We start from the raw sequence: 12,023 nt of genomic DNA, 5'->3' as shown, positions 1-12,023 counted from the left end.
GCCCCGCTCGGCACGCGGCCCGGTGGGCGCGCTGTTCGGGGCGGCGTGACTCGCGCGGCGCCGCAGCCGGGCCCGTCGTAGGGTGGCCGGGTGCCGCACACCGTGTCCCGCCATCTCGCCGAAGGCCCCCGCGTGGGCATACGCCACTTCACCCATGACGACGCCGCCGAGTTCACCGAGTGCGCCCGCGGCAGCCGGGAGCTGCACCGCCCCTGGCTCTTTCCCCCGGAGAGCGTCGAGGCGTACGCCGGCTATGCCGACCGGCTGATCCAGGACCCGACGAAGGCGGGCTTCCTGGTCTGCGACCGCGACACCGGAGCCCTGGCCGGCTTCATCAACATCAACAACATCGTCGGCGGCGCCTTCCAGAGCGGGGCGCTCGGCTACGGCGCCTTCGCGCACGCCGCCGGGCGCGGGCTGATGCGCGAGGGCCTGACCCTGGTCGTGGACCACGCGTTCGGACCCCTGCGGCTGCACCGGCTGGAGATCAACGTGCAGCCGGCCAACACCGCGTCGATCGCCCTCGCCCGCGCCTGCGGATTCCGGCTGGAGGGCTTCTCGCCGGACATGCTCTACATCGACGGGGCCTGGCGGGACCACGAACGCTGGGCGCTCACCACCGAGATGCGGGCACGCCGGTGAGCCGCCCGCCGCGCCCCTGACCGCCCTTGCGCGGCAGACGCATTTCCGTTGAAGACCCGGCGCCCCGTCGGCGAGGATGCGGAACATGCGGCACACACGGAACACAGTCGTGATCGACGCCCCGTCCAACCTGGGCCTGCGCCCGCCCGCCCCCGGCACGGTGCCCGGCTGCTACAAGCTCGCCGGCGCCCTGCGCGAACGGCGGATCGTGCAGCGGCTGAACGCGCTGGAGGGCGGAGTCGTCGTGCCGCCGCGCTACGACCGCGGGGAATGGCAGCCGGGCGACGGCGTCTTCAACGCCGCCGCCATCGCCGCGTACACCCCGAGACTGGCCGACCGGATCGAGCATCATGTGCGCGCCGGGGACTTCCCCGTCGTGCTCGGCGGCGACTGCTCCATCCAGCTCGGCGCCTCCCTCGCGCTGCGCCGCATCGGACGGTACGGGCTGGCGGCCGTCGACGCCTCGCACGACTTCCGCCACCCGGGCAACTCCGACCACGTCGGCGCGGCGGGCGGCGAGGAACTCGCGCTGGCCACCGGACGAGGGCAGTCGGACCTGACGGACCTCGAAGGGCTCGAACCCTATCTGCGGGACGAGGACGTGCGACTCTTCGGCATCCGCGACTGCTTCGAGGACGACGTGCGCGAACTCGCCGCCCTCAGGATCCCGGTCGTCACGGTCGGCGAGATCCGCCGGTGGGGCGCGGAAACCCTCGCCCGGGCCACCGCCGACGCCTTCGCCGTCCCCCAACTGAACGGCTTCTGGGTGCATCTGGACGCCGACGTCCTCGACCCGTCCGTGATGCCCGCCGTCGACAGCCCCGACCCGGACGGACTGCTCCCCGAGGAACTCGTCGCACTGCTGCGCCCGTTGCTCGCCGCACCGCACTGCGTCGGCCTCAACGTCACCATCTACGACCCCGATCTGGACCCCGAAGGCACCGCGGGCGAACTGCTCGCCGACATCGTCGTGGACGCCTTTGCGCAATCCTGACCGGCACCGCCCCTGGCCGGAGCGGCGGTCGCCGGGTTCCATGGGGAGCGTGACCACGATCCGACGTGACACGGTGACCCTGCCCGCCGCCGATCCGGGACCCGACAACCCCCTGCCCGCGCTGCGCCCGCTCGACGAGGTGCACCGCATCGACGACCGCGACCGCGACGACCTGCCGCGCGACATGGCCCGGCAGGTCGGCTACGAGCCGCTGCGCAGCCTGCTGCCGGTGCCGGTGCGCGACGGCTACGACCGCGGGCGCGCACCCCGCACGACACCAGCCCTCGTGATCGAGAACGACCGGCTGCGCGCCACCGTCCTGCCCGGCCTGGGCGGACGCCTCGTCTCCCTCGTGCACAAGCCGTCCGACCGCGAACTCCTCTACCGCAACCCGGTGTTCCAGCCCGCCAACTTCGCGCTCAACGGCGCCTGGTTCTCCGGCGGCGTGGAGTGGAACATCGGCGCGACCGGGCACACCACCCTGTCCTGCTCACCCCTGCACGCCGCGCGCGTCCCCGCCCCCGACGGCGGCGAGATGCTGCGCCTGTGGGAGTGGGAACGGCTGCGCGACCTGCCCTTCCAGGTCGACCTGTGGCTGCCGGACGGCTCGGACTTCCTGTACGTCGGCGTCCGGATCCGCAACCCGCACGAGCGGCCCGTACCGACGTACTGGTGGTCCAACATCGCCGTACCCGAGGACTGCCGGGTGCTCGCCCCGGCCCACGAGGCCTTCCACTTCGGCTACGAGCGCCGGCTGCGCCGGGTCCCGGTCCCCGAGTACGACGGCGTCGACCGGACCTACCCGCCGAACAGCACCCACCCCGCCGACTACTTCTACGACCTGCCCGAGGGGCAACGGCCGTGGATCGCCGCCCTCGACGGCGGCGGCCACGGCCTGGTGCAGACCTCCACCGACGTCCTGCGCGGCCGCAAGCTGTTCGTCTGGGGCTCGGGGCGCGGCGGCCGGCGCTGGCAGGAGTGGCTCACCGAACCCGGCACCGGCGGCTACTGCGAGATCCAGGCCGGACTCGCCCGCACCCAGTTGGAGCACGTACGGCTGGACGCGGAGAGCGACGTGAGCTGGCTGGAGGCGTACGGGCCGCTGAGCACCCCGCCGGACGGCGAGTGGTCCGCAGCGCTGCGCGAGGCCGGGGAACGGCTCGAGGCGCTGCTGCCGCGCGAGACGGTCGACGCGGCCCACCGGGCCTGGACGCCGTACGCCGACGCCGAGCCGGTCGAGATCCTCGCGGCCGGCTCGGGCTGGGGAGCGCTGGAAGTGCTGCGGGCCGGCTGGAAGCTCCCGGGCACCCCCTTCGCCGAGGCGGACCTCGGCGAGGCGCAGGAACCCTGGCTCCACCTGCTGCGGGCCGGCTCCGTCCCCGAACCGCGCCGGGTCCGCCCGCCCGGCTGCACCCTGGTCGCCCCGCACTGGCGGGACATGCTGGAGACCGCGCCGGCGACACCGCTCGCCGAGTACCACCTCGGCGTCGCACAGTGGCACGCCGGTGACCGGGCGCAGGCGGTGCGCAGTTGGGAGCGTGCCCTGGAACTCGCCCCGTCCCAGTGGCCGCTGCTGCGCTGTCTGGCGGTCGCGGACCGGGAGCACGGCCACCACGAACGGGCCGCCGACCGGTACGCGGAGGCCTTCGACGACCTGTGCCGGGAGCGGCGCGACGACGGGGAGCTGTGGACCGCGGCCACGGCGGCGCTGGGCCGGGAGGCGGTCGAGGCGCTGCTCGCCGTGGGGCGCACCACCGACGCGCGTGCCGTGTGGGAGCGGCTGCGCCCGGTGACCCGGGCACGCGGCCGGTTCCGGCTGCTGGAGGCGGCGCTGCTGCTCGCGGAGGGACGGCGCGAGGAGGCCCGAGCCGTCTTCGACACGGGCTTCGAGGTCGCCGACCTGCGGGAGGGCGACGAGGCCATCGGCCGGCTGTGGGAGCGGCTCGACGGCGGACCGCTGCCCGCGCGCCACGACTTCCGGATGCGCCCTCCCACGACCTGACGCCCGCGACCCGGCCCGCCCGCCCACCGTCTGACGTCCACGGCCCGCCCGCCCCCCGTCCACCTCCACGACCCGGCCCGCCCATGGGCCGTCCGTGCGCCGCCGAGGCGTTACCCGGGCGGGCGGCCGGGTACCCGCACCCGATGAACCGCTTGGATCAGCGTGAGCATCCGGACAGGCGACTGGCCGACGAACTGGCGCAGGTCGCGCGTGAGGCGATCCGTGACGAACTGCGTCGGCAGACCCGCGAACAGCGCCGCACCGCCGCGCTGTACGCCGCGGCCGGTGCCGTCGCCCTCTACGCGGGCGCGGCCCTGGCACTGGCCGTGGGCCTCGCCCTGGCCGCCGGGATGCCGGACTGGGCCGCCGCGCTGATCACCGCGGTGATCCTCGGCATCGCCGCCCACCTGCTGCGCGGCGCGGCACGTCCGGCGCACGGCCCGGGCGGCGACGCGGCCCCGACGCGGCGGGAGGGTGCACCCGGCGTCGGCGCATACCCGCCCGAGCCGCCGACCGCACCCGGTGTCCCCACGGCCACCGGTGTGCCGGCCGGCGGCCCGCCGCCGGCCCCGCCCGCGCAGCGCCCGGCGTCCCCCGCCGAGAGCGACGCGTCCGGGGACGCGCGTCACCGGGAGTGACCCGCGGGGAAGTGACACCGCGGGCCCCCGCCGGTCCGGCACCAGGTCGTCTCGTCCGCCGGTCCGCCGGTCCGCCGGTCCGCCGGTCCGCCTGTCCGCCCGTACGGCATGGGGTCGCGCGCCCGTCCGTCCGGTACCGGGTCCGGTCGCAGGCCGTCCGGCGGCGCCGCCACCGGCCGTGTTTGGGCGCCCTGGCCAGGGGGACGCGGTGAACCTCGTACGAGACACACCCGTGGGAGGCGAACCGTGAGTCGACCCCGCATCGTGATCGTCGGAGCCGGGTTCGCCGGCTACCGGACCGCCCGCGTCCTGTCGCGCCTGGCCCGGGACAGGGCTGACGTCACCCTGCTGAACCCGACCGACTACTTTCTGTATCTGCCCCTGCTGCCGCAGGTCGCCGCCGGAATCCTGGAGCCGCGCCGGGTCACCGTCTCCCTGACCGACACGCTGCCCCGGGTGCGCCTGGTCCTCGGCGAGGCCGACGGCATCGACCTCGACGGGCGCATGGTCCACTACTCCGATCCGGAGGGCGGGGGCGGCACCCTCGGGTACGACCGCCTCGTCCTGGCCGCCGGCAGTGTCAACAAGCTGCTGCCGATCCCCGGCATCGCCGAGCGCGCGCACGGCTTCCGCGGCCTGCCCGAGGCGCTCTATCTGCGCGACCACGTGACCCGTCAGGTGGAGCTCGCCGCCGCCGAGGGCAACCCCGCCGGCTGCGCCGCGCGCTGCACCTTCGTGGTCGTCGGCGCCGGCTACACCGGCACCGAGGTCGCCGCGCACGGGCAGATGTTCACCGACGCGCAGGTCCGCAAGCACCCCCTGCGGCAGGGCATGCGGCCCCGCTGGATACTGCTGGACGTCGCGCCGCGCGTCCTGCCCGAGCTGGACGAACGGCTCTCCCGCACCGCGGACCGCGTCCTGCGGCAGCGCGGCGTGGACGTCCGGATGGGGACCTCCGTGAAGGAGGCCGTGCACGGGGGAGTCCTGCTCACCGACGGGCAGTTCGTGGAGTCCCGCACGCTGGTGTGGTGCGTGGGCGTACGCCCCGATCCGCTGGTCGAGGCGCTGGGCCAGCCCCTGGAACGCGGCCGGCTGCTCGTCGACCCCCACCTCCAGGTGCCGGGCCGGCCCGAGGTGTTCGCGTGCGGCGACGCCGCCGCCGTGCCCGACCTCGAACGCCCGGGGCAGTACACGCCGATGACGGCGCAGCACGCCTGGCGGCAGGGCAAGGTCTGCGCGCACAACATCGCCGCGTCGTTCGGGGACGGGGAGCGGCGCGCCTACCGCCATCGGGACCTGGGGTTCGTGGTGGACCTGGGCGGCGCCAAGGCGGCCGCCAACCCGCTCGGCGTGCCGCTGTCCGGGCTCGCCGCCGGAGCGGTCACCCGCGGCTACCACCTCGCCGCCATGCCCGGCAACCGCGTCCGGGTGGCCGCGGACTGGCTCCTGGACGCCGTACTGCCGCGCCAGGCAGTCCAGTTGGGGCTCGTACGGGCGTGGTCGGTACCGCTCGACGCGGCCGCGCCGGAACTGCCGCGGACGCCGACGGCAGCAGCGGGGCCCGGTCCGGGCGCGGCCGACACCGGTGCTACCGCGCTGTCCGCGAGGAATCAGCCCGGCTCCGGGGCAGCCCCGCAGCAGGCGGCCCCGGAACCCGTCCGCAGCCCGTCCGCCCCCGACGAGAGCCACCACCTCTCGCCCGGCCCCGTCAAGCGCAACGACATCCCCGCCGAAGGAGACCGATGAACACGCGCGCACCGAGCACCCGCGGACTCGGCGAACTGGCCCAGCAGTTGCGGGTGGACAGCGTCCGGGCGTCCGCCGCCGCCGGCTCCGGGCACCCCACCTCGTCGATGTCCGCCGCCGAGCTCATGGCCGTACTCGTCGCCCGTCATCTGCGCTACGACTTCGATCGCCCCGATCACCCGGCCAACGACCGCTTCGTGCTCTCCAAGGGGCACGCCTCGCCCCTGCTGTACTCCGCCTACAAGGCGGCCGGCGTCGTCGACGACGCCGAACTGCTGACCTTCCGCAAACTGGGCAGCCGCCTCGAAGGGCATCCCACGCCGCGGCGGCTGCCCTGGGTCGAGACGGCCACCGGGTCGCTGGGTCAGGGACTGCCGATCGGTGTCGGCATCGCGCTGTCCGGCAAGCGCCTCGACCACGCCGACTACCGGGTGTGGGTGCTGTGCGGCGACAGCGAGCTCGCCGAGGGCTCGGTGTGGGAGGCCGCCGAGCACGCGGCGTACGAGCGGCTGGACAACCTGACCGCGATCGTCGACGTCAACCGGCTCGGCCAGCGCGGCCCCACCCGGCACGGCCACGACCTCGACGCCTACGCCCGCCGCTTCCGGGCCTTCGGCTGGCACACCGTCGAGGTCGACGGGCACGACGTCGACGCGATCGACCGCGCCTACGACGAGGCCGTCTCCACGAGCGGGGCGCCCACCGTGATCCTCGCCCGCACCCTCAAGGGAAAGGGCGTCAAGGCCGTGGAGGACCACGAGGGCCTGCACGGCAAGCCGCTGCCCGACCCCGAGGCGGCCGTCGCCGAACTCGGCGGCCCCCGCGACCTGAACGTGCGCGTGCAGGAACCGAACGCCCGCCGCGCCCTGCACGCCGTGCCCGACGGGCGGGTGGAACTGCCCCGCTTCAGCAGGGGCGAGGAGGTCGCGACGAGGGACGCCTACGGGAAGGCGCTCGCGGCGCTCGGCACCGGACGCGGCGAGGTGGTCGCCCTCGACGGCGAGGTGAGCGACTCCACGCGCGCGCAGTTCTTCGCCGAGGAGCACCCCGAGCGGTTCTTCGAGTGCTACATCGCCGAGCAGCAGATGGTCGCCGCCGCGGTGGGCCTGTCGACCCGCGGCTGGGTGCCGTACGCCTCGACGTTCGCCGCGTTCCTGACCCGGGCCCACGACTTCGTCCGGATGGCCTCGGTCAGCGGCGCCGGGATCAATCTGGTCGGCTCGCACGCGGGCGTGGCGATCGGGCAGGACGGGCCCTCGCAGATGGGCCTGGAGGACCTCGCCATGTTCCGCGCGGTGCACGGCTCGACCGTGCTGTACCCGTGCGACGCCAACCAGACCGCCCACCTCGTGGCGGCCATGGCGGACCTGGACGGCGTGCGCTACCTGCGCACCTCGCGCGGCAAGAACGCGGTGATCTACGACCCCGACGAGGAGTTCCCGGTGGGCGGCAGCAAGGTGCTGCGCTTCTCCGAACAGGACCGGGTGACGGTCGTCGCGGCCGGGGTGACCGTGCCCGAGGCCCTGGCCGCCGCCGAAGCGCTCGGCCGTGAGGGCATCCAGGTCCGGGTGATCGACCTGTACTCGGTCAAGCCCGTCGACCGGTTCGCCCTGAGGCAGGCCGCCGACGACACCGGACTGCTGATGACGGTGGAGGACCACCATCCGGAGGGCGGCCTCGGCGGCGCGGTGCTGGAGGCGTTCCAGGACGGGCGGCCCGTGCCGCGGTTCGTCCGCCTCGCGGTGCGCACCATGCCGGGCTCGGCGGCCCCCGACGAGCAACTGCACGCCGCGGGGATCGACGCCGACTCCATCGCCGCCGCCGTGCAACTGCTGGTGGAACAGGCGGTCGTGCGGTGAGCGACGACGCCCGGGCCGTGCGGGCCGGCCGGCGCACGGTCGAGGTGCACCGGCCGGACAAGGTCCTCTTCCCCGGGAACGGGGACGGGGACGGGGACGGCAAGGAGTACACCAAGGGCGACCTCGCCGACTACTACCGGGCTGTCGCCGCGCACATGCTGCCCCATCTGCGCGGCCGGCCGCTGATGCTGGAGCGGCATCCGGACGGCCTCGACGGGCCGGCGTTCATGCAGAAGAACACCCCGGACTCCGCTCCGGACGGGATCAACCGGGTCGAGGTGCCCAAGCAGGGCGGCACGGTCCTGCACACCGTGTGCGACGACGCCGCCACCCTGATCCACCTCGCCGACCAGGCCTGCGTCACGCTGCACCGCTGGCTGTCGCGGGCCGGCCAACTCGACCGGCCGGACCGGCTGGTCTTCGACCTCGACCCCGCGGGCGACTCCTTCGCACCGGTGCGCGAGGCGGCCTGGCTGCTCGCCGACCTGCTGGACCGGCTGAGGCTGCCGTCGGCCCTGATGACGACGGGCTCACGCGGAGTCCACGTGATCGTGCCGCTCGACGGGCGCCACGACTTCGACGAGGTGCGCGCGTTCGCCCACGACGTCGCGGACACCCTGGCCGCCGCCCACCCCGACCGGCTGACCACGGCCGTCCGCAAGCAGGACCGCGGCGACCGGCTCTACCTCGACGTGCGGCGCAACGGCTACGCGCAGACCGCCGTCGCCCCGTTCAGCGTGCGTGCCCGGCCCGGCGCGCCGGTGGCGGTCCCGGTCGCGTGGGACCAGCTGGACGATCCGGACTTCGGGCCGCGCCGATGGACCATCGCCGACGCCGTGGAGCAGGCCGGCACCGAACCCTGGTCCGGCGTACTGGGCCGGGCCCGAGCCCTGGGGCCGGCCCGGCGCCGGCTCGAAGGGTTGCGCAAGTGACACCTGTGCCACCCGTGCGCGGGCCTGACGCGTCGCGCACGGGCGGACGGACCCGGGACGACGCGGCGGACCGGCGGCGGACCGACGGACCGCGGCAGCACAACACACCGGAGCAGCACAGCACACCGGAGCAGCACAACAGAACGGATCGACACGACTCACGACGAGGAGCGGTCGGCACGACCGTGGTCCCGGCACAGCAGACCGGCTGTGCGGCGGCCCGGCTGCGACGGCCGTGGTGACGAACGACGGGACGACACGATGAACCGAGTGGGACTGGGCCTCGCGGTAGGGGCCGGATACGTCCTCGGACGCACGAGGAAACTGAGACTGGCGTTCGCCGTCGGCACGCTCGTGGCCGGCCGGCGCATGCAGCTGAGCCCGCGGGCGCTCGCGGAGCTGGTCTCCGGGCAACTGGCGAACAATCCGCAGTTCAAGGAGATCGGGGACCAACTGCGCCAGGACCTGCGCGGCGTGGGCGGCGCGGCGACGGGCGCGCTGGTCGAGCGGCAGCTCGACACGCTCGCCGACCGTCTGCACGACCGCACTGCCGGGGTCCGCGACCGGCTCGGCGGCGTGGTGCCCGGACAGGCCGACGGCCGCTACGACGACGAGGACCGCCTGGACCACGCCGACGAGGACCGTCAGCGGCGGTACGGGGACGACCAGCCGGGGACGGCGGAGCGGGACGCCGGGGCCGAGCGGGAGTCCGCACGGTCGGAGCCGGGACGGTCGGCGCCGGGACGGGCGGCGCCCGCGAAGAAGGCCGTCGCGAAGAAGGCCGCCGTGAAGAAGGCCCCTGCGAAGAAGGCGGCCGGCCAGGCACCCGGAGGCAAGGCGCCCGCCAAGAAGAAGACGGCGGCCGAGCGGACGGCCGCGCGCAGGACGGCGTCCGCCAGGGCCGCCTCGGCCGGGACGGCCTCCGCCAAGACCGCGGCCCGCCGTACGACGCCCGCACGGGCGTCCGGCCGCACCCCGAAGGGAGGCGACGAGCGATGACCGACACGATCGGATCGGCGGCCTCCGTGGCCGACCGGCATTCCAACCCGCTCACCGAGGTGGCCCACAGCGAGGCCGCCGACCGGCTGAAGGCGGAGGCGCAGGAGTACCTGGCGGCGCAGGCCACCCGTCTGCTGACCGACCTCGGCCGCAAGCTCGGCGAGACCACGGTCAAGCTCAACGACATCGCCGACGGCGGCAGCCCCGGCTTCGCCCGGCTCGCCCTGGACGGCGGCCGCAAGCTCGCCGAGGGCAAGAGCCCGCTGCGCACCGCGCTGGAACTCGGCGCCTCGCGCGTCAAGGACAACGTGATGGGCGCGGTGAAGAACCTGTTCGGCGGCAAGGGCGGCGGCAAGGGCGGCTCCGGGCACCGGCCGACCGTGATCATGGAGTACATCGACGTGGGCGTGCCGTTGCGCACCGCCTACGACCAGTGGACCCGCTACCAGGACTTCAGCACCTTCGCCAAGGGAGTCAAGAGCGCCTCGCGCGCCGACGACACGTCCTCGGACTGGCAGCTGAAGGTCTTCTGGTCCAACCGCAGCTGGAAGGCCCGCACCACCGAGCAGGTGCCCGACGACCGGATCGTGTGGACCTCCGAGGGCGCCAAGGGAACGACGAAGGGCGTCGTCTCCTTCCACCGGCTCGCCGACAACCTGACCCGCGTCCTGCTGGTCATCGAGTACTACCCCAAGGGCCTGTTCGAGAAGACCGGCAACCTCTGGCGCGCCCAGGGCCGCCGCGCCCGGCTCGACCTGAAGAACTACGCCCGCCACATCACGCTCCGCGGCGAGGCGGAGGAGGGCTGGCGCGGTGAGATCCACGACGGCGAGGTCGTGCTCGGGCACGAGGACGCCGTCGCCGAGGAGGAGGCCGCCGAGCAGGAGGAGGCCGACGACCGGGAGGCCGGCGACCGGGACGAGCACGACGACCACGACGACCACGACGACCACGGTGAGTACGACGAGGAATACGGGGAAGAGGGGGAACCCGAGGCGTACGGCGAGGACGAGGAATCCGAAGAAGAATATGAGGTGGAGGAAACCCGAGGAGCGGACGAGCGCGAAGCGGAGAAGGACACCGAGGACGAGTACCGGGACGACCACACCGCCGGGAGCCGCCGATGACGTCGCCCAGCCGGTTGTCCGACCCCTACGGCCACGACGGGGCGCCGACCTCCTGGAGCGCGTGCCCGACAAGGGCGTCGTCGTCGCGGGCGACACGCGGATCGACCCGCTCGACGTCGACCTGCTCGACATCGAACCGCTCACCATCGAGCCGCGGCTGATCGTCGCGTCGGTGGACAAGGCGAAGGAGATGGGCATCGACTGGTGGGAGGACGAACCGGGCCTGTCGTCGCGTGCCCGGCGCTCGGAACCGGACCGGGAGAACGCCGGGTTGCGCGCGCGGCCGGCGGAACCCGCGGCCGGCCGCACTCAGGAGGAGGCTTCATGACCGGACTGCGGTACGTGTACGCCGTGTGCCGCCCTTTCGGCGCTGCGCTGCAGTCCCAGCTGACCGGAGTGGCGGGCGCCCCGCCCAAGCTGCTCCACCACGGCGATCTGGTCGCCGTGGTGAGCGCGGTGCCCGAGGGCGAATTCGCGGAGGAGCCGCTGCGGGCGCATCTGGAGGACGGCGAGTGGCTCACCGCCACCGCGCGGGCCCACCAGGGCGTGATCGACGCGCTGACGACGGTCACCACGCCCCTGCCGTTGAGGCTGGCCACCGTCTTCCGCGACGACAGCGGCGTACGGACGATGCTGGAGGCCCGGGAGGGGGACTTCCGGCGCACCCTCGACCGTCTGGAGGGGCGGGTGGAATGGGGTGTGAAGGTGTACGTCGAATCCGCTCCCGAGGACACCGCCGAGAACGAGCCGCCGCCCGGGACGGCCGTGCCGGGACGGGACCGGCTGCGCCGCCGTGCCGGGGAGCACGAGGACGGTCCACGGCAGGCGGAGGAGTACGCCGCCCGGCTGCACGAGAAGCTTGCCGCACACGCCGAGGACTCACGATTGCACACTCCGCAGAATCCGGCACTGTCCGGCCCCTCGGAGCGCAATGTACTGAATTCCGCTTATCTGGTGCCACGCGTCCAGTCGGAGGAGTTCGTGGAAATCGTCGACCGGACGAAGGGCGAGGCGCCGGGAATCCGGGTGGAGCTGACCGGTCCCTGGGCCGCCTATTCCTTCGCGGGGGAGAAACCGTGACGGT

10 protein-coding genes and 1 pseudogene are annotated in these 12,023 nt (G+C 74.1%); all 11 read left to right on the top strand.

What is annotated here, in order from left to right:
* The first annotated feature begins 90 nt into the window (after positions 1-90).
* The 11 genes and pseudogenes from DN051_RS09530 to DN051_RS09480 all read left to right on the top strand — a co-directional run bounded on the left by DN051_RS09530 (position 91) and on the right by DN051_RS09480 (position 12,019).
* The gene (locus DN051_RS09530) at positions 91-642 is read left to right on the top strand and encodes a GNAT family N-acetyltransferase (RefSeq protein WP_053761188.1); all 552 of its coding nucleotides are present in this window, start codon (positions 91-93) and stop codon (positions 640-642) included.
* Between the two features lie 85 nt (positions 643-727).
* Positions 728-1,636 carry an arginase family protein gene (locus DN051_RS09525; RefSeq protein WP_112438502.1) on the top strand — a complete coding sequence of 303 codons (909 nt, stop codon included), beginning with the start codon at positions 728-730 and terminating at the stop codon, positions 1,634-1,636.
* Between the two features lie 40 nt (positions 1,637-1,676).
* Positions 1,677-3,638, top strand: coding sequence for a DUF5107 domain-containing protein (locus tag DN051_RS09520; protein ID WP_112438501.1), 1,962 nt, complete (start codon positions 1,677-1,679; stop codon positions 3,636-3,638).
* A gap of 143 nt (positions 3,639-3,781) precedes the next feature.
* The gene (locus DN051_RS09515; protein ID WP_053759183.1) at positions 3,782-4,276 is read left to right on the top strand and encodes a phage holin family protein; all 495 of its coding nucleotides are present in this window, start codon (positions 3,782-3,784) and stop codon (positions 4,274-4,276) included.
* Between the two features lie 246 nt (positions 4,277-4,522).
* Positions 4,523-6,022 carry an NAD(P)/FAD-dependent oxidoreductase gene (locus DN051_RS09510; protein ID WP_079000921.1) on the top strand — a complete coding sequence of 500 codons (1,500 nt, stop codon included), beginning with the start codon at positions 4,523-4,525 and terminating at the stop codon, positions 6,020-6,022.
* Positions 6,019-7,881, top strand: coding sequence for a transketolase (locus DN051_RS09505; protein ID WP_112438500.1), 1,863 nt, complete (start codon positions 6,019-6,021; stop codon positions 7,879-7,881). Before DN051_RS09510 ends, DN051_RS09505 begins: the two co-directional genes overlap by 4 nt.
* Entirely contained in the window at positions 7,878-8,813 is a 936-nt protein-coding gene (gene ligD, locus DN051_RS09500) for a non-homologous end-joining DNA ligase (RefSeq protein WP_246040983.1), read from the top strand. The genes DN051_RS09505 and ligD overlap by 4 nt, the downstream gene beginning before the upstream one ends.
* A 261-nt stretch (positions 8,814-9,074) precedes the next feature.
* Positions 9,075-9,812 (top strand): DNA primase, encoded by a 738-nt coding sequence (locus DN051_RS44995; RefSeq protein WP_162624897.1) that lies wholly within the window; start codon positions 9,075-9,077, stop codon positions 9,810-9,812.
* A complete protein-coding gene (locus DN051_RS09490; RefSeq protein WP_053759179.1) occupies positions 9,809-10,939 on the top strand; it encodes an SRPBCC family protein in 1,131 nt (376 codons plus the stop codon). The genes DN051_RS44995 and DN051_RS09490 overlap by 4 nt, the downstream gene beginning before the upstream one ends.
* A pseudogene (locus DN051_RS09485) lies at positions 10,936-11,267 on the top strand (gas vesicle protein). Before DN051_RS09490 ends, DN051_RS09485 begins: the two are co-directional and overlap by 4 nt.
* The gene (locus tag DN051_RS09480; RefSeq protein WP_053759178.1) at positions 11,264-12,019 is read left to right on the top strand and encodes a GvpL/GvpF family gas vesicle protein; all 756 of its coding nucleotides are present in this window, start codon (positions 11,264-11,266) and stop codon (positions 12,017-12,019) included. Before DN051_RS09485 ends, DN051_RS09480 begins: the two are co-directional and overlap by 4 nt.
* The last annotated feature ends 4 nt before the right edge of the window (positions 12,020-12,023 follow it).

It is taken from the genome of Streptomyces cadmiisoli (assembly GCF_003261055.1).
Classification (GTDB): domain Bacteria; phylum Actinomycetota; class Actinomycetes; order Streptomycetales; family Streptomycetaceae; genus Streptomyces; species Streptomyces cadmiisoli.
The sequence above is the reverse complement of the archived record's forward strand: the minus strand, read 5'-3'. Positions and strand labels throughout refer to the sequence as shown.